The following is a 19,293-nucleotide window of genomic DNA, read 5'->3' on the forward strand; positions in this document are numbered from 1 at the left end:
ACGAGCACCGGTGTCACCGGCGGCCAGGGTCTGGGCGGGGCCGGTGCTGCTGGCTAGCCTGGAGACCATGTCCTCCGTCATCAAGAGCCGATCCGGCCGGGGGCAGAGCCCGCCGACTGCTGACCGGCTGCCCGCTGCCCCGGGGTACGGGCCGTGAACCGGCCGGCGCCGGTCCGGCTGCACTTTGCCACCACCGACCCGGAGGTGGGCAACGAGGCGCTGCAGCAGGTCTACGCCCGGGCCCGCATGGGCCGAGTGGCCGACCCGGCCGCCTTCCGCTACCGCCAGGACGTCCACGGGGATGCGGACCTGTCCCTGGGCCGGATGCACTTCCACGGCACCGTCGCCGGGCACCTGCTCCAACAGCAGGCCTACTCCGTGATCGCCCCGACCGCCGGCTCCCTGCGCTGGGAGATCAACGACCGCCCCGGCACGAGCCCGACCCCGTTCCTGCTCCAGCCCGGGCAGCACTACTACGGGGAATCCGAGGGCCTGAGCGTGAACTCGGCCAACCTCGGCGCCGACGCCCTGGGACAGATCGCCCGCACCGTCTACGGCGACGAGCGGCTCACGCTCGGCTTCGGTGCACCCCACCCGGTCTCGGCACAGATGGCCGACTACTGGCAGGCCACCTACCGGTTCGTCCACGACACCCTCACCGACCCGGCCACCGCCGGGATCGCCCTGCTGCGGGCCGATGTGCTGCGCCGGCTGGCGGTGGCCACCCTGGAGGCCTTCCCCCTGACCGGGGACGCCCCCGCCCGCCGGGAGACGGTCGCGGCCCGGCAGGGCGCCTACACGGCGGCGGTGGAGTTTATCCACGCCGCGGTGTCCCTGCCGATCACCCTCGAGGACGTCGCCCGCCACGCCGGGGTGTCCACCATCGAACTCGTCCGAGTCTTCCGCGCCCACGCCGGCATCACCCCAGGCGCCTACCTGCGCGGGGTGCGCATGGCCGCCGCCCACCAGGACCTGGTCGCCGCCGACCCCACCGCCGGGGACACGGTCGGGGCCATCGCCGCCCGCTGGGGCTTTCCCCACCCCGGGGACTTCGCCCGCCGCCACCGGGCCGCCTACGGCGTTCCCCCCTCCCACACCCTGCGCCACTGAACCGCCCCGGCCGCACACTGCCCCACCGACCCACCCTCTTCGGCGTGCCGCCAGGACACAGGATCTCGGACCGCTCCCACCGGCGCATCCACAGCCGGAGAGGAACCCCTCGAGCGACAGCCCCGCATGCATGGCCCGATGCCCTGCAGCCGCAGCAGACAGGCCGGCAGGCCAGGGGTGGGGGATCACCGAGCTACGGAGCGCCATCTCCCGAAAATTCCCTGTGCAAACTGCCTGTGCACGGGACGGACCGCCCGCTCAATGAGCGGGGAGTGCTTTGCCGATCTGCGGGCCATGACCGCGGCCGAGCCATCGGGCAACGGGAATGAGTACGATCAGGGCCAGGAAGCCGGCCAGTACCACTGTCGGGACGGCCAGGGAGTCCTCGAAGTTGGCGACCACTACCACGGTGGCAGCGCCCATGTTCCGCTGGGACGCCGAGATGCCCAATACGGCCCCGCCCCCTGTTTTCCAGGCGCCCAGGGCCCATCCGAGACCGAAGGTCAAGGCGATGAATGTCAGGATCGCAGCGATGGTTCCGGTGCCGACCAGCCCGGCCAGCTCGCGGTGGTCGGCGAGGAACTGGTTGGCCAGCATCACGACCATGGCCATGAGGCTCAACCGCCCGATGGGTCTTTGGGCCATGCTTGCCGCCGTGGGGGTGAATTGGCGCAGCAGCACCGCTCCGACCAGGGGCACGAACATGGTCAGCAGCAGCACGGAGGCGATGGCTCCGGGGGCGACCTCGACACCGGGGAGCAGCACCGGCAGCGCGGCAGGCATGTAGCCGATGGTGGCCAGCAGCATGACCGCCAGCAGGGAGGAGGACACGGCCATGTCCGTACGCGCGAGCTTCGAGAGTTTGAGCACGAACGGTGCCCCCGCCGCACAGGCCAGGACCATCAGCCCGATGCGGGCCTCCTGCGGGATGCCGAAAACGGCGATGACGGTAAAGGCCACGGCCGGGGCGACGATGAAGTTGGCCGCCAGTCCTGCCAGCACAAGACGCACATCTTTGAGGGGTGCGAGGAACTGGCTGACCGTGTGGCCCAGACCCACGGCGATCATGCTGGTGACTGCGAAGAGTGGGACCGCTACGGCAGCGACGGCGTCGGTGACGGTCTGCAGGTCCATACGGCTCATTGTGGGCAGGAACCGCAGTAGACTAACCTCAGATTTCCACCCAGTGGAAGAGGAAAGCATGGCCGGCAACGCGACCACCCCGGGGCGTTCCGTCACCTCTCGCGTTCTGGACGTCCTGGGATCCTTCGATCCCACGCACACCAGACAGTCCCTGTCCCAGATCTCCCGGCGCAGCGGGATCCCGGTGGCCACCTGTCACCGCCTCCTGAAGGAGCTGTCGGGGTGGGGGGCGGTGAGCCGTCAATCGGACGGCACGTACACGGTGGGTCCGCGCCTGGCCAAGCTGGGGATGCTGGCCCCGATCCAACGCGGTCTTCGTCAGGTGGCTGCTCCTTATATGCAGGACGTTCTCTTCGCCACGCGCCAGGTCGTCAACCTCTTCGTACTGGACGGGACGGAGGCGCTGCTGCTGGACCGGATCGCCGGCACTCATGTCGGTGCCCCGATCGCCCGCCCCGGGGACAAGCTGCCGTTGCACACCAGCGCCGGGGGGAAGGTGCTGTTGGCCTACGGGCCCGCCGAGCTGTGGGAGGCGTGCACCCAGTCGCTCGTGCGGGAGACCTCGCGCAGCATCGTGGAGATCCCTCGGCTGGAGCAGGAGATGGCCTCGGTGCGTGGCCGCGGGTATGCGACGACCGAGGGGGAGCACTCCCCCGGTGCGCACGGACTGGCGGTGCCGATCCGGGACGCCGAGGGGACGGTGATCGCCGCTCTGGGCATCGTGACCCTGGCGAAGATCAAGGACGCGCAGCGCATCGTTCCCGCGCTGCAGGTGGCCTCCGCGGCGATCACCCGATCGCTGGGAGTCCCCGCCTGATCCCCGGCTCGCCGCCTCAGGCGGGACTGGTGGCGGGGGCTTCGGCGGGCACAACGGTGTAGACCTCACCCGGACGTGCCACGCTCACGGGCCCGGCGTATTCGGTGGCAACACCGGCGGTCCACTCCGCGTCGGTGGCGACACCGGCCAGGTGGGACAGCACCACCCGGGCCGCACCGGCCCGAGTGGCCACTCGCCCGACCCCGGCGGGGGTGGTGTGTGAGATCTCCTGGTGGTTGAGGAACTCCGGTGCGAAGTCCCGGGCCCGGTAGAAGTCGAGGTTGACGGCCTCGTGCACCAGCAGGTCTGCGCCCTCGGCCAGGGTGGAGGTATTCAGGCTTTCCGTGGTGTCCCCGGAGACCACCACGGACCCGTAGGCGGTGTCGAAGCGGAAGGCGAAGGCCGGGAAGATCGGCGGGTGCTCCACCAGAATGGCGCTCACCCGCACGAACTCGTCCTGGTAGACCATGAAGGGATCCATCTGCGGGGTGTGCTCCCCGTCGGCCCCCGCCGCCGAGGCCGGCAGCTCGATCTCCTCGACCTGCACGAGCTCGTACAGGGAAGGACGCCCCTCATCGACCATGCGGACGTCGATGTCGTAGGAGTAGGCCTGCAGCACGTGCTCCACTAGACCCGCGGTCCCGACCGTCCCGGAGGAGGGGTCGGCCGGGCCGGGGCCGAGGATCTGCACCGGTTCGGTGAAGCCCTGCACCGGCCGGCCCCAGTTCCACAGGAGGTAGGCGGGGATCTCGGCCACGTGGTCCGAGTGCAGGTGGGTCACGAAGCATGCCTTGAGATTCTCCCCGCGCAGGCCCGCCGTGTGGGCGGCCCGGGTGACTCCGAGACCGAAGTCCACGAGGTAGAACCGGCCGTCCACGACGATGGCGGTCGCGATGCCGGGACACTCGGAGCGGATCGCGGGGCCGGCGGCGGTTCCGAGCGTGACCACGTGCAGCCCGCGGGCCTGGTCGAGAGGAGCGTCGGGGGCAACGCGGTCAGTCATGGGAGGGCCTTCCGATCGGGGTCCATCCTGCACAGACGGGCAGGTGAAGTGGTTTCACTGTGCCCGAGCCTCCAGGTCGGGAGAACGCGTGATTTTCACTGGCCGGAAAACCTCCTATGTGCTCCAGTTCACAGGCTCCTAGATTCGCTGAAACACTTCACCACAGCCCGCACTCTCTGCGGGTGCACGACGGGAGATCACCGCCATGACCACCACCGCCGCACCTCAATCCGCCCAGCCTGCTCCTCCGGGAGCGGGCATCGACCCCAAGGACCCGCGCCATTGGAGCAGCACGAAGCGTTCCCGCTACGCCTGGATGCTGACGTTCCTGCTGCTGTTCCTCATGATGCTCAGCTGGGCGGACAAGGCGGTCCTGGGTCTGGCCGCGGTGCCGCTGATGAAGGAGCTGAACATCACCCCCGAGCAGTTCGGACTGGTCGCCAGCGCCATGTTCCTCACCTTCGGACTGGCCCAGCTGGTAGCGGCCCCGCTGGCCAACAAGTTCCGGGCGAAGACCATCCTGCTGGTGCTGTGCCTGATCTGGTCGCTGTCGGTGATGCCGGTCGTGGCCTTCGCCACCCTGCCGGCCCTGTGGGTGTCCCGGCTGGCGCTGGGCGCCGGTGAGGGACCGCTCGCCCCGGTGCTCATGCACGCGGTCTACAAGTGGTTCCCCTCGAAGAAGGGCGCAACCCCGGCAGCGGTGGCCTCCTCCGGGGTGACGCTGGGCATCGTGGCGTTCGCTCCGGTGCTCGCCTGGGTCATCGCTCAGCACGGGTGGCGCACGGCGTTCGTCGCTCTGGCCGTGGTGGGCGTGCTGTGGTGCGCGGCGTGGATGATCCTCGGCAAGGAAGGGCCCTACACCTCCCTGGCGGCCGAGCGAGAGATCGAGGGCACCGAGATCGCGGTCTCCGCCCCCGGGGCCTCCCGGATCAACGAGGAGAAGGTCCCCTTCTTCCGCAGCATCCTGAACCCGACGTGGATCTTCGCCGTCATGGCATCGTTCTTCGCCTACTGGACCTTCACCCTGGCCATGTCCTGGGGCCCGGCCTACTTCCAGAACGTCATGGGCTTCAGCGGGCAGCAGGCCGGCTCCCTCATCGCCCTGCCGGCCGCGTGGGGCGTCGTCGCCACGATCGGGTTGAGCATCCTGATCCAGCGGATGGACCAGCGCGGGGTGCCCAGCCGCCGTTCGCGCGGATGGACCCTGGGCCTGGCCGGGGCCGGGGCCGGCGCCGCCCTGCTGGCCTCCACGTTCGTCTCCTCCCCGGTCCTCGGGGTGGCACTGATGAGCATCGGGTTCGGCACCGCCCCGGCCATGTTCGCCATCACCTACCTCATCGTGGGCGAGCTGACCACGATCTCCCAGCGCGGTGGGCACCTCAACGTAGCCAACGCCGTGCTCACCACCGGCGGCGTGTTCGCCCCGGCCGTCGGCGGGTTCCTGATCGGTGGGGCTGCCACCCCGGCCGACGGGTACCGGCTGGCCTTCCAGGTCACCGCCATCCTGCTGGCGACCTTCGGGGTGCTCGCCCTGGCGTTCGTCAACCAGCAGAAGCAGCGCCTCCGGCTGGGCATCGAGGCCTGACACAGCGCCTGGCACGGACCGCGAAGGGGCCCCGCACCGAATGGTGCGGGGCCCCTTCGTCGTCCGTGCCGCCGACGTCAGCCGGCGCGCGGGCGTTGATGGTGCGGGGCTCCAGGTACTCCTCCAGCCCCCACCGGCCGCGCTCACGTCCCAGTCCGGAGCCTTTCCACCCGCCGAGCGGGGCGTCCAGTTCCACGACGGTGTGCTGGTTGATCCACGCCGCCCCGACCTCCAGCTGGGAGACCCATCTCGTGGGCTCGTTCCAGGTCCGGGGACCACACCCAGGCGTCCAGACCGAACTCCTGGGCGTTGAGTGCGGCCACGGAAGCAGCGCCTCCGGCTGGGCATCGAGGCCTGAAGGGCCCTGTCCCGCCCGACAAAGGGACCCCGCACCATTCGGTGCGGGGCCCCTGCGCGGTCCGTGTTGCCGACGTCAGCCGGCGTGCGGGCGGGCGTTGACGGTGCGCGGTTCCAGGTACTCCTCCAAACCCCACCGGCCGCGCTCACGGCCCAGTCCGGAGCCCTTCCACCCGCCGAACGGGGCGTCCAGTTCCACGACGGTGTGCTGGTTGATCCACGCCGTGCCGACCTCCAGCTGGGAGGCCACCTCATGGGCGCGCTCCAGGTCCGGGGACCACACCGAGGCGCCCAGACCGAACTCCTGGGCGTTGAGCTCGGCCACGGTGGCGTCCAGGTCGTCGTAGGCCACAACCGGCAGTGCCGCACCGAACTGCTCGCAGGCCACCAGTTCCGTGTGGTGCGGGGCGTCGGCGACGATGGTCGGCTCCAGGAAGTATCCCGGCAGGTCCGTCCCGTGCTCCCCACCGTGGGCGATGCGCCCGCCCTCGGCCACGGCGCGGGCCACGTAGTCCTTCACCAGCTGCTGCTGGCCGCTGGTGTGCATCGGGCCCATGGTGGTGCCTTCGGCCACACCGTGGCCGATCCGCAGCGCGGAGACCGCCTCCACGAGGGCCTCGGTCAGTGCGGCTGACTGGGCGCGCGGGACGTAGACCCGCTTGACGGCCATGCACACCTGCCCGGCGTTGCGGAAGGCCGATCCGGCGATCCGGGCGGCGGTGAACTCGAGGTCCGCATCGTCCAGCACGATCGCCGGGTCGTTGCCGCCCAGCTCCAGGGTCACCTTTTTCACGGTCGGTGCGGCCTGGGCCATGATGGCGGCCCCGATCTCGGTGGAACCGGTGAAGGAGATCTTTCGCACCCCCGGCATCTCGGACAGCGCCTTGGAGAGGACACCGCGGCCGGTGACGACCTGCAGCACGTGCTCGGGCAGGAACCGGTTGAGCACCTCGGCCAGGGCCCGGGTGGACATCGGGGTGGAGGGGGAGGGCTTGGCGATCACGGTGCACCCGGCCACCAGCGCCGGGGCCAGCTTCACCGCCAGCAGGGAGATCGGGAAGTTCCAGGGCGTGATCGCACCCACCAGCCCGACCGGGGCGTACTGGACCTGGACGGAGCGGTCGCCGCGGGAGGGCAACGTCTCGACCAGATCCCACTCGAGGTCGGCGTAGTGACGCAGCAACCCGGCCGCGACCGTGAACTCCTGGGTGGCCTCGGCCCAGACCTTGCCCTGCTCCAGCGACAGGATCCGGCCGAGGTCCTCGGCCTCGGCCAGCACCGCCTCGGAGGCCTGGCGCAGCGCCGTCCGGCGGGCTTCACGGTCTGCGGCCCAGGTGCGGGCGACCGTAGCGGCGGCGGTGATCGCCGCCTCGACGTCCTCGGGCTGGTGCAGCGGCACCTCGCCGAGAGGGTCCAGCGTGGCCGGGTCGATGACTTCGTAGGTGGCAGGCACCGGATCTCCTTCTCACTCATGTTCTGGAAGTGCCCACCGGTCGGTGGACGGACTTCCCCTGTTTCTAGCTTCGAGCTCCCCTGTGACCGGACACACGCCATCTTCCACCCAGTGAAAAGAAGAGATGAACCGGGAGTGCGCCAGAGCACATAGTGGGGTGGAACCAGCCGAACCGCACGCGACGGATCCCTCGAGCGTGCGGGGGCAACTCTTCTGGAAGGACCACGTCCATGACCCTCCACGGGCAGACTTTCGTCGTCACCGGCGCCGCTTCCGGTATCGGTGCCGCCACCGCAGCTCTTCTGCGCGATGCCGGTGCGGAGGTGATCGGTGTGGACCGCAACACGGCCGCGGACTTCCCCGGGGCCTTCGTCCAGGCGGACCTTTCCACGGCCGAGGGGGTGGCCGCGGCCGCCGGGCAGATCCCGGAGGGCATCACCGGGTTGCTCAACATCGCCGGTGTTCCCGGCACCGCCCCGTGGCGCCTGGTGCTGTCCGTCAACGTCTTCGGGGTCCGTGATCTGACCCGGGCCCTGCTGCCCAAGCTCGTCCAGGGCGGCGTGGTCGTCAACCTGGCCTCAAACGTGGCCAACGGCTGGGCCGAGCGCCGCGAGCAGATTATTGCATTCACCACCGCCGCGGACCGGGAGGCGGCCCTCGAGGCGGCCGGGGCGGATCCGGAGGTCACCGGCAGCTCATACCGGTTCTCCAAGGAGTGCGTCCGCTGGCTGAGCCTGGAGGCCGCCGCCTCCTCCCTCGGGAAGGTGCGCGTGGTCTCGGTCAGTCCCGGCCCGGTCCAGACGCCGATCCTGGAGGACTTCAAGAAGGACCACGGCCGCGACAAGGTCGAGGGTGCTGTGGCCCTGCTGGGCCGTGCCGGGCAGCCGGGCGACATCGCGCGCACCATCGGCTTCCTGGTCAGCCCGGAGGCCGCCTGGATCAACGGCACCGACGTCTGCGTCGACGGCGGCCTGAGCGCCCACCGTGCGGTGTCCGCCGCCCTGTCCGTGACCGCCTGAGTGGAGGGACCATGACCACCGTGAACACCGATGCCGCCCCCGTCATCGGAGGGCAGTCCCCGGACCGCTACCGGCACGAGGTCGAAGAAGTCCTCGTCGAGAAGCTCGAGACCGTGGCCGAGGGCGTCCGCCGGGTGACGCTGCGCCTGCCCGACGGTTCCGAGTTCCCGCAGTGGGAGCCGGGCTCGCACATCGATCTGATCCTGCCCCACCACATGCGCCAGTACTCCCTGTGCTCGCCGCTGGCCGACCGCAGCCGGCTCCAAGTGTCGGTGCTGCGCACCCGGGACTCCCGCGGCGGATCCGCCTACGTGCACGAGAGCCTGGCCGAGGGCGACACCGTCCACATCAACGGCCCCCGCAACAACTTCCCCTTCGTCGATTCCCGGAAGTACCTGTTCGTGGCCGGCGGCATCGGCATCACCCCGATCCTGCCCATGATCGAGGCCGCCGAAGCCGCCGGCCGGGAGTGGCGGCTGGCCTACGGCGGGCGAAGCCGCGCGTCGATGGCCTTCGCCGACGAGCTCGTGGCCGCCTACGGGGACCGCGTGCTGCTCTACCCGGAGGACGAGGTCGGGCGGATCGACCTGGAGGGGTTGCTGGCCCTGCCCCGGGCGAAGATGCTGGTCTACGCGTGCGGGCCCGAGCCGTTGCTGCGCGTGATCGAGGACTACTGCATGGGCTGGCCCCCCGGGGCCCTGCACCTGGAGCGCTTCGTCGCGGCCAACCTCGACGCCGGGGCCAGCACCGAGCCCTTCGAGGTGGAACTGACCGACACGGGCACAACCGTCACTGTGCCCCCCGACCGCACCATCCTGGAGGTGGTGGAGGAACACGGGGTGCGTGTGCTCTCCTCCTGCCGCGCCGGGGTGTGCGGCACCTGCGAGACCCGTGTGGTGGAAGGGGAGATCGAGCACAGGGACGCCATCCTCAACGAGGAGGAGAAGCATCTGGGGGACTCCATGATGATCTGCGTCTCCCGCGCCGCGGCCGGATGCCGCAAGCTCACCCTGGACCTCTGACCCACCGACCCACCACAGGAGCCACCATGACTGTCACCGCCACCAGGCACGAAGCCCTGTCCCTGCCCGATGACCCTTTCTCCGTCGAGAACATCTCCAACCCCTACCCGTTGCACGAGAAGCTGCGGGAGGCCGGGCCGGTGGTGTGGCTGGAGAAGTACGGCTGCTACGCCGTGACCCGCTACGAGTGGGTCTATGAGATCCTCACCGACTTCGAGTCCTACTGCTCCAGCGGGGGCCTGGGGCCCAAGGACATCCGCAAGGAACCCGAGTGGCGCCCGCCCTCGATCCTGGAGTCCGACCCGCCCACACACACCGTGATGCGCCGGGGCCTGGCCGGGGTCATCTCCCCGTCCACCATGCGCCGGCTGCGGGAACAGTTCACCCCCTTCGCCGAAGAGCTGGCCGAGCGGGTGGTGGCCCAGGGTGACGTCGACGGGATCAAGGACATCGCCGAGCCCTACCCCCTGAAGGTGTTCCCCGACGCGGTGGGTCTGCGCCCGGGAGGCCGGGAGAACCTGCTGCCCTACGGTGCGATGGCCTTCAACGCCTTCGGCGCGGACAACGAGATCCGGGCCGAGGCCTTCACCGAGGGCGAGAAGGTCGCCGCCTGGATCATGGACAGCTGCGCCCGGGAGAATCTGTCGATCACCGGTCTGGGCGCCGACATCTGGAAAGTCGCCGAGGAAGGCCGCATCGCCCCGGAGCAGGCCACCCTGCTGGTGCGTGCCCTGCTCTCCGCGGGGGTGGACACAACGATCTTCGGCATCGGGAACACGCTCTACAGCCTTGCTCGGCACCCCGAGCAGTGGGAGAAGCTCAAGGCCAACCCGAAGCTGGCCAAGTTCGCCGTCGACGAAGCATTGCGCGTCGAGTCCCCGTTCCAGATGTTCCACCGCACCTCCACGATCGACACCGAGATCGGCGGTGTCCGGATCCCCGCGGACTCGAAGATCTTGCTCTTCATGGGCGCAGCCAACCGCGACCCCCGCAAATGGGGCGAGAAGGCCGACGTCTTCGACCTCGACCGCAGCGCCTCCGGCCACGTGGCCTTCGGCATGGGCCTGCACCAGTGCGTGGGTCAGCCCATCGCCCGGATCGAGATCGAACTCGTCCTGCAGGCCCTGGCCAAGCGCGTGGACCGGATCCAACTCACCGGTGAGCCCTCTCCGTGGATCCACAACGTGCTGCGCGGCTTCGCCCGCATGCCCCTGCGCCTGACTCCACTGGCCCGAACGACCTGATGTCCCGGAGCGTTTCCCCGCCCCCCGGCGGCGGACGTCGCGTGCATCGAAGCGCCCCATGAGCAGCTACAGAGGTATCCCATGGAAGAGTCCATGTCCGCACAGGAGCGCAGCCGGTTCTCCACCCGGGTGCTGGGCGGGGGCACCGAACCCGATCCCCGCTTCACCCTGGCCAACGAGCGCACGTTCCTGGCGTGGATCCGCACCTCCCTGGCGTTCTTGGCCGGCGGCATCGCGGTGGAGGCCTTCACCGAGGACCTCTTCCCCGCACCCGTGCGCACCGTCCTGGCCGTGGTCCTGCTCCTGCTGGGGGTGCTCATCAGCGCCGGCGCCGCCTGGCGCTGGGTGGGCGTGGAACGTGCCCTGCGGCGCAAGGCACCGCTGCCGCTGCCGCTGATCACCCCTCTGCTGGGCATCGGCGGGGCCGTCGCCTCCGGGGCCCTGACCGTGTTCGTCCTGCAGAACTGAGAGGGATTGGTCCATGAGCGGCTCCTCCCAAGACCTCCGTACGACGTTGCCGCCCCCTCCGCCGCACAATGACCCCGGCCTGCAGCCCGAACGCACCACCCTGGCCTGGGGCCGCACGATCCTCGCCTTCATCACCGCCGCCGCCATCTGCCTGCGCTGGGTCTCCCACCACGGGGTGTTCGTCCTGGCGCTCTTCGCCCTCGCCGTCATCACCGGCACGGCGATCTACCTGACCCAGCGCGCCCGCTACGCCCGCAGCTCCTCCGGGATCGCCACCGAACGGATCGCCGCCGACGTCCTCGGAGTGCTCGGACTGTCCTTGGCCACAGTGGTCCTGGGGACGTTGGGAATCTACACAGTGCTCGTGCTCTCCTGATCGCACCGGTCAGGCACGACGCAGACCGGCCGACGACTCAGAGACTCGGCACGGACAGGTCGCGGATGCGGCGGTAGAAGATGGCTCTCGACATGCCCAGGTCACGGGCCACCTGGGTGGCCGGCTCCTCCGCCTTGATGAGCCGCAGCGCGTTGCGGATCTGGAAGTCGGTGAAGGTCGGACGCCGCCCACCGAGGTCCTTGCCGGCCGCTCGGCGTTTGGCCACCGAGTCAGTAATGCGTTCCCGCTTGATCTCCAGCTCCATCTGGGCCAGGGCAGCCATCACGGTGAAGACCCTCGACCCCATCAGGGTATGGATGTCCACGTCTCCCCCCTGAGGTTCAGCACCCGCAACGCGGCACCCCTGCCACGGATCTGCTCGGCGGAGGCCAGAAGGTTCTGCGCCGACCGGCCCAGTGGTCTACGTCCTGCTGCGGCGTCGACTCCTGAGGCTCGTCAGCCGCTAACCAGCCTCGTCCCACCCCATGGTGGGCTTAGCTTGTTACTTAACCTGTGGGGGTCATTCCGACGGGTTGCACGGTCGCTTTGATGCGGTTGCGGCGTCCCTTCGGGCGTCCTGGTCCGGGACGAGCGTGTTTCGGCTCTCTGGCGGGGCGGGCTGCTGTGGCGCAGATCCGGCGGTAGCCCGCCCGAACCCGCGATGGGGTCAGCGTGGCCGGGGAAAGCGGTCTTTGCCAGGGCAGGCGGTGGTCAGCGGCCAGTGGCCTGGCCAGGCGCAGCTGGGTGTGGGCGGCGATGACCAGCCAGGTCCACCGGTCGGCCGCTGCCGGGCCACGCAGCCGGGCCCTGGTCCAGCCCAGCGCCTGCTTCAGGAACTTCGAAGGTGTGCTCCAGGTCGAAGCGCCGGAGAAACATCGACCACCAGTGATCGACTTCCGCCCCGTTGCCCGGGACGGGCTTCGACACCCACAGCCACACCGGCCTCGGGTCGCGGTTCCCCGGCAGATGCTCCACATGCAGACCCACGACGGTGCCCTCGATGATCGGCAGGGCCCCTGCGTGATCGGCCCATCCGCCCCGGGACTCGAGCTTGGGGTGCATCCGCTCGAACGCGATGGCTCGGGCATGCCCGTACCGGGCGGTGCCGTTGTCGGTGGCCGCCGCCGGAACCGGGTGCGTGGCCGGCTCGGCCAGCACCAGTCTCGCCCCGTGCCGGGGCCCTCGCCCCTTCGTCGGGCCTTGTCGTGCACCGGCCGGGGCGTAGAACACTCGGTCCGATCGGACCCTGCCGATCACCGTGACCGGCAGGTCCTGCAAGAGCCACCCCAGACGGACCACCTCACTAGCCGGCGTCGAGGACGATCAGCGCCTCGGGGTCACCGGCCCGGTGGTGTCCGGCCCGGGTGAGGCCATCGATCACCGCCCGCAGCTGGGCCGCGGTGATCGCGGTGGCATCATCGCCCGGGCCGATCCGCTCGACATCCAGCAGCGCTGTCCACGACGATGCCCCGCTCTCCAGGGCGGCAACGAAGGAGTACGGCCAGCCCGGGATCATCTGCGCCTGCCCGCGGCCGCGGGCGTAGGTGTGGCAGAACGACCGCTCCGGGCTGGTGGCCGCATCAGGTCGCAACCAGTTCGAGACGTCCACGGCCAGCACGATCCGCTCCCGCCCGTCCGGGCCCAGCACCTTCGGCAACGGTCCGGCACAAACCAGTGAGCGCAGCCGGCCGGTGTCGACCGCCCCGCAGTTGAGCCCGTCGTAGAGAGCCCCGTGACCGCGGTGGTGCTCGATCTCCAGGGAGAGCCGGGCCAGATCTGTCACCGGTGCACCGGCGCATCCGAGGGCGTCGGTGAGCTCGAACAGCGCATCCGCCCGTGCGTTCAGGCAGTCGTAGAAGCCGCGGCGAAAGCTCGACAACACGCTCAAAGACCTATTGAAGGGCTCGACAGTGCCCGCGTCCTGGGACATACTCGCCTCGCGGCCTTGGGGTTGATTACCTGCGTCTCGACAACGCTGATGATCGCCTCAAGGCCGTTCCGCTGTCTACTGCCGCGACACTGACACGCCCTCCAGAGCTACCGCGGGTTAAACAACAAGCTAAGCCCCGAGGACCCGCAGATGATCCCGATGGCCGATTCCCAGCTGGGTCACAACGCCTCCGGAGAGGCCTTCTTCACCGACGGTCGTGCCGCTGTCATCGTCCTGGAGGCAACGGCCCGCTGAGGGGTCCCTGTTCTGGGGTGGGAGACGCCGTTCCGGCGGTGGTGAGCGCCATGACTCCCGTGACGGCCAGGGCCCCGGTAAGGAGGAAACCCATGAAGGCCGCCGGTGGTGCGGTGGCGGCTTCCCCGAGCACGGTGATCGCCAGGGTCACCGCGATCAGAGGATCCACTACGGTCAGCCCGGCCACGACCAGCTCGGGGCGCCCGGCGGTGTGGGCGTGCTGGACCAGCCATGCGCCCACCGCGGTGGCCAGCAGCAACCCCGCCAAGGCCGTGAGGGACAGCCACCCGAACTGGCCTTGGACGACCCTCCCCAAAACGGTCTTGGCTAAGGTCGCCACGAACCCGTAGAGTACCCCAGCTCCGACGGTGTATGCGATCGCGTTCAGGTGCTGGCGGGCCCAGCGGAAGGCGGCAGCCACGGCCACCAGCACCAGAGCCAGCAGTAGCAGGACGGTGCGCAGATACTCGTCGGTGATGGGCACATCGACCACCCATAGGGCTGCGATCACCACAAAGGCCGCGATCCCGCCAACGCACAGCACCACCGCCACCACCCTTCGGGCACCGGGCCGGCGCCCAGAGACGGCCAGGTGGATCACCTCGGTGACTACCAGAGCCACCGCCCCGATAGGCTGGACGACCATCAACGGGGAGAACCGCAAAGCGGCCAGCTGCAACATAATCGCCACCCCCAGCATTGCGGTGCCGGCTGCCCACACCGGCCGTCGAATCAACACGCCTAGGTGCTGCCCGTTCAGGGAACCTGAGCCGGCCACGGCAGCCACCACACCGCGGGACTGGAACCACGTGCCCAGTGACAGCATCACGGCCCCGGCCACAGCGATCGGGATCCCCACCCAGTGCCCTTCCGCCAACACGGGGACACCGGAGGCCATGATCATGCGCCCGAGCCTACTGAGAACCCGGCATCTGCGGGGCCGTGTTGATCGGTGACAGTGTTCCGTGACGGGACACCGTGGGGCGGACGCCTGGGGCTGTCCTGACCGTACCGGCCAGTCACAAACTTGCGGTGTCTTGCCAGGCCACGGGCTCTTCTGCCTACCGCCGGGGGGCGCCTACCGTGGACAGCGGGTGAGCCGGACGCCCACGGATCGCACGCGACGAAGGGTGTTGCCATGGACCACAAGATTTCTGTGCTCCTCCAGATCGATCTCCACGGGGCCTATCTGCGCCTGGTGATCACCGGGTGCCTGACCGAGGCGAACCAGCACGTGCTCCCCCCGCTCGTCACCTGGGCCCGGGCGCTGATCCCGCAGGCGACCCTCACCGTGGACCTCACCTGCGCGGACCACCTGGAAGCCTCGGGGATCGATCTGTTGCGCTGGGCCCTGGACCACGACACCGCCTCAGGCCGCACCGGCCCAGTAGAGATCATCCGGCCCGCCGCACTGCCCGAACACCCTCAGGCCATGCCCGTGCCGGGAAGGAATTCCGTCCCGTCGGCTCGCATAACCGCAGAACCGCTGACGAGGCCGAAAAACCGGTAAAACCCCCGGCACCGTCTTCCGGTCGACGCGATGCTCGTTCCAGGCCCAGGGCATGAGGGCTCGCCGCGATGTGCCTGGTGGTGAGGCCTGTCCCCCTTTTCCGTGCCCGTGGCAACGTCCTGCTCGGTGGGGACGGGCGGTCTGAGCGCTCATCACGATGCGGGTCACCAGCGGCGCTCAGCCGACCAGAGCCTCAGACCGTTCGTCGATGACCCGGCGGGTGCGGGTGAGCAGGGTGTGGATCAGCAGGGCTGCGGACACCGCCGCGCACACCAGGGCCCCGATGGCGAAGGTGGTGCTGATCCCGGCCCCGCTGGGGTGGAGGGACGGTGTGGTGTGCGCTGCGAGTACCGCCCCCCCCAGACCGCGGTGCCGAAGAAGCTGCCGACGGTGCGCAGGACCTGGTTGAAGCTCACGGAGCTGCCCAGTTCAGCGGCGGCCGGCTCACCTAGAGAGCCGGTCCTTGGGACAGGACCTTCACCGAGGTGCCGGTGAGGCGCAGCTCCGTCCAGGTGGAGTTGTTCTTCTCGTTGGTCTCGGCGAACCAGTTCTCGGCGTCGGCGGTGGCGTTCAGCCGGTACTTCCCCGGTTTCAGCCCGGTCACGTCGAGGTACTGGTCCGGGAGCGTGGCGTGGTAGACGTCCGCCCAGCCCACGGACAGGCCCATCGTGACCGTCAGGTCCGTGGATTTCCCGCAGTGGGTGTACCGGGCTGTGGCTGGAGCGCCTTTCAGGGACAGCTGGTGGCCGCGGAAGTCGTAGAAGCAGAAGCCGTGCTTCGCCCCGGTCTGGAGGACCTTCCCGCCCCGGGCACCCGTGATGGTGTAGGACTCCAGGTCGCGTACGTGCCAGTGGGCGTGGCCGTCCCCGGCGAAGTACATCGACGCCCGGGTGGGCACATCACGGTGCCCGCCGGCGGAGTTGTAGATGCGCTGGGCGACGGTCATCGTCGCGGTGCCGGGATTGGGACGCCGGCCTTGCAGCTGGAAGGGCCCGGCCCCGACATTGACGATGACCGTCTCGAAGCGCAGCAGCCGCCTGCCCGGGACCGAGGTGGTGTCCAGGGAGAAGTGGGTCAGCGGGGCCATGCCCAGATCCGGCAGGCGGTCGGTGGGAGCCGGGGCCACCGGCTGCACGGCCTGCACGGCTGCAGCAACCGGTGGTACCGCGCCGGTCACCGCCATGGCCCCGATGGCGATCGCCGCGACCCGCAGACGCCAGGTGATGCCGGACATCGCTCCTCCTTCGACGGGGCTCCCAGAACGACCGGACACCGAAGAAGTGGCCGCCCGCAGCCGCGGTGGTGCTTTCCCCCCGGGGCCGACCCGGAGAACTCCTCACCGGACGGCCTCTGCTTCACCACAGTGATCGCCTCCCGCCCCGGGTGGCAACGCGTTGCGCAGCGCAAACGCCGATCGTGATCGGCCAGCAACGCGACCGCAACCCCACCGTGATTCTCGCCGCTGCGGTGCCGGTGGTGCCGGAGGCCGCCGGCCACGTCACCTCGGTGCGCGAGACCTTCAACTCCTGGCGCGAGGGCTCGGTGATCAAGTCCTGGCTGCTGGACCTGGCGGTGAACGCGCTGAACGAGGACGAGCACCTCGACCGCCTCGCCGGCTACGCCGAGGACTCCGGGGAGGGCCGGTGGACCGTCGAGTCCGCCCTCGACCTGGCGGTCCCGGTGCCGGCCATCGCCAGCGCCCTCTTCGCCCGTTTCGCCTCCCGCCAGGACGAGGCCCCGGCGATGAAGATGATCGCCGCGATGCGCAACCAGTTCGGCGGACACGCGGTCAAGGACGTGGCTGCCGGACCCGAGCACGTCGAGGCCGGCCCCGGGGAGGAACCGGCCCACCCGGCAGAGCAGTAGGACCACCGCCCCGCGGGCCGGCGCGGGCGCAGGAACTGGGGGTTACCTGCCCCGGGTGGCGATGGCGGCGTCGTCGACCGGGGACTGCTGCGGGGACTCCGCGGCCAGCTCCGGGTGGTGGAGGTCCAGCGCCGGGCGCTCGGACCGGATCCGCGGCAGGGAGGTGAAGTTGTGCCGCGGGGGCGGGCAGGACGTGGCCCACTCCAGGGAACCGCCGAAGCCCCAGGGGTCGTCGACCTCCACCTTCTTGGCGTTCTTGTGCGTGGTGTAGACGTTCCAGAACCACGGGATCATGGACACCCCCAGCAGCATGGAGCCGACGGTGGAGACCTGGTTCATCCAGGTGAACCCGTCCTCGGGCATGTAGTCCGCGTAGCGGCGCGGCATGCCGTCCACGCCCAGCCAGTGCTGGATGAGGAAGGTCATGTGGAAGCCCAGGAACAGCAACCAGAAGTGGATCTTGCCGATCCGCTCGTTGAGCATCTTGCCGGTGAACTTCGGCCACCAGAAGTAGAACCCGGCGAACATGGAGAACACCACGGTGCCGAACACCACGTAGTGGAAGTGGGCGACCACGAAGTAGGTGTCCGAGACGTGGAAGTCCAGCGGCGGGGTCGCCAGGATCACCCCGGTCAGACCGCCGAACAGGAACGTGAACATGAAGCCCAGCACCCACAGCATCGGCGTCTCGAAGGTGATCGAGCCCTGCCACATGGTGCCGATCCAGTTGAAGAACTTCACACCGGTGGGCACCGCGATCATCATCGTCATGAACGCGAAGAAGCTCAGCATCACCGCCCCGGTGACGTACATGTGGTGGGCCCACACGGTCACCGACAGCGCCGCGATGGCGATGGTCGCGAACACGAGACCCTTGTAGCCGAAGATCGGTTTCCGCGAGAAGACCGGGATGATCTCCGAGACGATGCCGAAGAACGGCAGCGCGAGCACGTACACCTCGGGGTGGCCGAAGAACCAGAACAGGTGCTGCCACAGGATCGCCCCGCCGTTGGCGGGGTCGAAGATGTGCCCGCCCAGGGTCCGGTCCATGCCCAGGGCGAAGAGCGCGGCCGCCAGCGGCGGGAAGACCATCACGATCAGCAGCGAGGTGATCAGCGTGGTCCAGGTGAACAGGCCCATCCGCCACACCGTCATGCCCGGGGCGCGCATGCAGATGATCGTGGTGATGAAGTTGACCCCGCCCATGATCGTGCCGAAGCCCTGCAGGGCCAGCCCGAACACCCACAGGTCACCGCCCACACCGGGTGAGAACGAAGCGTTGGACAGCGGGGTGTAGGCGAACCAGCCGAAGGACGCCGCGCCCTGCGGGGTGATGAACCCGGCTATCGCCACCAGCGACCCGAAGAGGAAGAACCAGAACGCCAGGGCGTTCAGCCGCGGGAACGCCACGTCCGGGGCGCCGATCTGCAGCGGCACAATCACGTTGGCGAAGCCGACGAACAGCGGGGTGCCGAACATCAGCAGCATCATCGTCCCGTGCATTGTGAACAGCTGGTTGTACTGCTCCTTGGTCTCCAGGATCTGCATCCCCGGGGCGAAGAGCTCCGCACGGATCAGCAGCGCCATCACCCCCGCCATCAGGAAGAAGACGAAGGAGGAGATCAGGTACATGTACCCGATCGTCTTGTGGTCCGTGGTGGTCAGCCAGTCGACGACGATCCGCCCCTTGGACCGGGGCACCACCCGGGGCGCAGCCGCAGGCCGGCGTTCCTCGGCGGTGTACTCGTAGATCGCCACGGCGACCTCCTCAAGCGATCGTGTCGTTCCCGCCGGCTGCACCGGCGCTGGAGCGGCTCAGGGATTCGTTGCCGTCATGCTAGGCGCCGCCGCACCCCCCAGATCCTTATCAGGTGCCCGAAGGCGGTTCTGTTAGCCGACCGTGATGCTGGCCCATCCGGGACGGGCCTGCTCGGATGCTTCTGTCCGGAACCCGCTGTCTTCTGCACGAAGCGGTGGTCGGTCGGGAGCTCAGTCGGTGGAGGCCCAGTGCTCGGGGCCGGTGGACCCTGCCGGGTATTCCTCCAGGGGCACCTTTCCTGTCTGCCAGGCGGCGCGGATCTGGTCGATGATGCGCCAGGCCTGCTCCGCCGCCTCGCCCCGGATGGACAGGGAGG

Annotated in this window: 19 protein-coding genes and 1 pseudogene; 10 read left to right on the plus strand and 10 right to left on the minus strand. The window is 69.4% G+C overall.

Features of this window, described 5'->3' with window-relative positions; genetic code table 11:
- Positions 1-153: 153 nt before the first annotated feature.
- Complete coding sequence (locus IEW07_RS17305; protein ID WP_188539523.1) at positions 154-1,110, plus strand: helix-turn-helix transcriptional regulator; 957 nt, start codon at positions 154-156, stop codon at positions 1,108-1,110.
- 258 nt (positions 1,111-1,368) lie between these two features.
- On the opposite strand, the gene IEW07_RS17310 is transcribed toward IEW07_RS17305, so the two are convergent.
- On the minus strand, positions 1,369-2,244 hold the full coding sequence (locus tag IEW07_RS17310; protein WP_188539525.1) for a bile acid:sodium symporter family protein: 876 nt from the start codon (positions 2,242-2,244) through the stop codon (positions 1,369-1,371).
- Positions 2,245-2,311: 67 nt separating this feature from the next.
- Here IEW07_RS17310 and IEW07_RS17315 point away from each other — a divergent pair, with 67 nt between their 5' ends.
- Positions 2,312-3,070 (plus strand): IclR family transcriptional regulator, encoded by a 759-nt coding sequence (locus tag IEW07_RS17315; RefSeq protein WP_188539527.1) that lies wholly within the window; start codon positions 2,312-2,314, stop codon positions 3,068-3,070.
- Positions 3,071-3,086: 16 nt separating this feature from the next.
- On the opposite strand, the gene IEW07_RS17320 is transcribed toward IEW07_RS17315, so the two are convergent.
- Positions 3,087-4,073, minus strand: a complete 987-nt coding sequence (locus IEW07_RS17320; RefSeq protein WP_188539529.1) for an MBL fold metallo-hydrolase — start codon at positions 4,071-4,073, stop codon at positions 3,087-3,089.
- Between the two features lie 205 nt (positions 4,074-4,278).
- Between IEW07_RS17320 and IEW07_RS17325 the strand changes: the two genes are divergently transcribed.
- Positions 4,279-5,658, plus strand: coding sequence for an MFS transporter (locus tag IEW07_RS17325; protein ID WP_229741940.1), 1,380 nt, complete (start codon positions 4,279-4,281; stop codon positions 5,656-5,658).
- Here IEW07_RS17325 and IEW07_RS17330 read toward each other — a convergent pair.
- Together IEW07_RS17330 and IEW07_RS17335 are read right to left on the minus strand one after the other, a co-directional pair.
- On the minus strand, positions 5,615-5,989 hold the full coding sequence (locus tag IEW07_RS17330; protein WP_308738242.1) for an aldehyde dehydrogenase family protein: 375 nt from the start codon (positions 5,987-5,989) through the stop codon (positions 5,615-5,617). The genes IEW07_RS17325 and IEW07_RS17330 overlap by 44 nt on opposite strands.
- A gap of 102 nt (positions 5,990-6,091) precedes the next feature.
- Entirely contained in the window at positions 6,092-7,468 is a 1,377-nt protein-coding gene (locus IEW07_RS17335) for an aldehyde dehydrogenase family protein (protein ID WP_188539531.1), read from the minus strand.
- A 230-nt stretch (positions 7,469-7,698) separates the two neighbouring features.
- Here IEW07_RS17335 and IEW07_RS17340 point away from each other — a divergent pair, with 230 nt between their 5' ends.
- The 5 genes from IEW07_RS17340 (at position 7,699) to IEW07_RS17360 (ending at position 11,597) form a co-directional block, all read left to right on the plus strand.
- Complete coding sequence (locus IEW07_RS17340) at positions 7,699-8,487, plus strand: coniferyl-alcohol dehydrogenase (RefSeq protein WP_188539533.1); 789 nt, start codon at positions 7,699-7,701, stop codon at positions 8,485-8,487.
- An 11-nt stretch (positions 8,488-8,498) separates the two neighbouring features.
- Entirely contained in the window at positions 8,499-9,509 is a 1,011-nt protein-coding gene (locus IEW07_RS17345) for a PDR/VanB family oxidoreductase (RefSeq protein WP_229741941.1), read from the plus strand.
- A gap of 26 nt (positions 9,510-9,535) precedes the next feature.
- Positions 9,536-10,753 (plus strand): cytochrome P450, encoded by a 1,218-nt coding sequence (locus tag IEW07_RS17350; protein ID WP_188539535.1) that lies wholly within the window; start codon positions 9,536-9,538, stop codon positions 10,751-10,753.
- 93 nt (positions 10,754-10,846) lie between these two features.
- A complete protein-coding gene (locus tag IEW07_RS17355; protein WP_188539537.1) occupies positions 10,847-11,221 on the plus strand; it encodes a YidH family protein in 375 nt (124 codons plus the stop codon).
- A 13-nt stretch (positions 11,222-11,234) separates the two neighbouring features.
- Positions 11,235-11,597 carry a DUF202 domain-containing protein gene (locus IEW07_RS17360; protein WP_188539539.1) on the plus strand — a complete coding sequence of 121 codons (363 nt, stop codon included), beginning with the start codon at positions 11,235-11,237 and terminating at the stop codon, positions 11,595-11,597.
- A gap of 37 nt (positions 11,598-11,634) precedes the next feature.
- Here IEW07_RS17360 and IEW07_RS17365 read toward each other — a convergent pair.
- From IEW07_RS17365 to IEW07_RS17375, 4 genes and pseudogenes are all read right to left on the minus strand, one after another.
- Positions 11,635-12,014, minus strand: a pseudogene (locus IEW07_RS17365) (recombinase family protein); the annotation flags it as partial.
- Positions 12,015-12,308: 294 nt separating this feature from the next.
- Entirely contained in the window at positions 12,309-12,896 is a 588-nt protein-coding gene (locus IEW07_RS21500; RefSeq protein ID WP_268235542.1) for a transposase, read from the minus strand.
- 4 nt (positions 12,897-12,900) lie between these two features.
- Positions 12,901-13,479 (minus strand): transposase, encoded by a 579-nt coding sequence (locus tag IEW07_RS21505; protein WP_268235543.1) that lies wholly within the window; start codon positions 13,477-13,479, stop codon positions 12,901-12,903.
- Positions 13,480-13,753: 274 nt separating this feature from the next.
- Positions 13,754-14,686, minus strand: coding sequence for a multidrug DMT transporter permease (locus tag IEW07_RS17375; protein WP_188539541.1), 933 nt, complete (start codon positions 14,684-14,686; stop codon positions 13,754-13,756).
- Between the two features lie 234 nt (positions 14,687-14,920).
- On the opposite strand from IEW07_RS17375, the gene IEW07_RS17380 reads away from it, so the two are divergent.
- Positions 14,921-15,292 (plus strand): hypothetical protein, encoded by a 372-nt coding sequence (locus IEW07_RS17380; protein ID WP_188539543.1) that lies wholly within the window; start codon positions 14,921-14,923, stop codon positions 15,290-15,292.
- Positions 15,293-15,740: 448 nt separating this feature from the next.
- On the opposite strand, the gene IEW07_RS17385 is transcribed toward IEW07_RS17380, so the two are convergent.
- On the minus strand, positions 15,741-16,526 hold the full coding sequence (locus IEW07_RS17385; RefSeq protein ID WP_188539545.1) for a lysyl oxidase family protein: 786 nt from the start codon (positions 16,524-16,526) through the stop codon (positions 15,741-15,743).
- Between the two features lie 182 nt (positions 16,527-16,708).
- Here IEW07_RS17385 and IEW07_RS17390 point away from each other — a divergent pair, with 182 nt between their 5' ends.
- On the plus strand, positions 16,709-17,158 hold the full coding sequence (locus IEW07_RS17390; RefSeq protein WP_371870243.1) for a hypothetical protein: 450 nt from the start codon (positions 16,709-16,711) through the stop codon (positions 17,156-17,158).
- 42 nt (positions 17,159-17,200) lie between these two features.
- On the opposite strand, the gene ctaD is transcribed toward IEW07_RS17390, so the two are convergent.
- Positions 17,201-18,916, minus strand: coding sequence for an aa3-type cytochrome oxidase subunit I (ctaD, locus tag IEW07_RS17395; protein ID WP_188539547.1), 1,716 nt, complete (start codon positions 18,914-18,916; stop codon positions 17,201-17,203).
- Positions 18,917-19,293 lie beyond the last annotated feature (377 nt).

This window comes from Kocuria dechangensis, assembly GCF_014636775.1.
Lineage (GTDB): Bacteria > Actinomycetota > Actinomycetes > Actinomycetales > Micrococcaceae > Kocuria > Kocuria dechangensis.

Coding starts and splice junctions, on each gene's coding strand:
- IEW07_RS17310 (WP_188539525.1), bottom strand. CDS start 2,244: ATGGACCTGCAGACCGTCACCGACGCCGTCGCTGCCGTAGCGGTCCCA.
- IEW07_RS17315 (WP_188539527.1), top strand. CDS start 2,312: ATGGCCGGCAACGCGACCACCCCGGGGCGTTCCGTCACCTCTCGCGTT.
- IEW07_RS17320 (WP_188539529.1), bottom strand. CDS start 4,073: ATGACTGACCGCGTTGCCCCCGACGCTCCTCTCGACCAGGCCCGCGGG.
- IEW07_RS17325 (WP_229741940.1), top strand. CDS start 4,279: ATGACCACCACCGCCGCACCTCAATCCGCCCAGCCTGCTCCTCCGGGA.
- IEW07_RS17340 (WP_188539533.1), top strand. CDS start 7,699: ATGACCCTCCACGGGCAGACTTTCGTCGTCACCGGCGCCGCTTCCGGT.
- IEW07_RS17345 (WP_229741941.1), top strand. CDS start 8,499: ATGACCACCGTGAACACCGATGCCGCCCCCGTCATCGGAGGGCAGTCC.
- IEW07_RS17350 (WP_188539535.1), top strand. CDS start 9,536: ATGACTGTCACCGCCACCAGGCACGAAGCCCTGTCCCTGCCCGATGAC.
- IEW07_RS17355 (WP_188539537.1), top strand. CDS start 10,847: ATGTCCGCACAGGAGCGCAGCCGGTTCTCCACCCGGGTGCTGGGCGGG.
- IEW07_RS17360 (WP_188539539.1), top strand. CDS start 11,235: ATGAGCGGCTCCTCCCAAGACCTCCGTACGACGTTGCCGCCCCCTCCG.
- IEW07_RS17375 (WP_188539541.1), bottom strand. CDS start 14,686: ATGATCATGGCCTCCGGTGTCCCCGTGTTGGCGGAAGGGCACTGGGTG.
- IEW07_RS17380 (WP_188539543.1), top strand. CDS start 14,921: ATGGACCACAAGATTTCTGTGCTCCTCCAGATCGATCTCCACGGGGCC.
- IEW07_RS17385 (WP_188539545.1), bottom strand. CDS start 16,526: ATGTCCGGCATCACCTGGCGTCTGCGGGTCGCGGCGATCGCCATCGGG.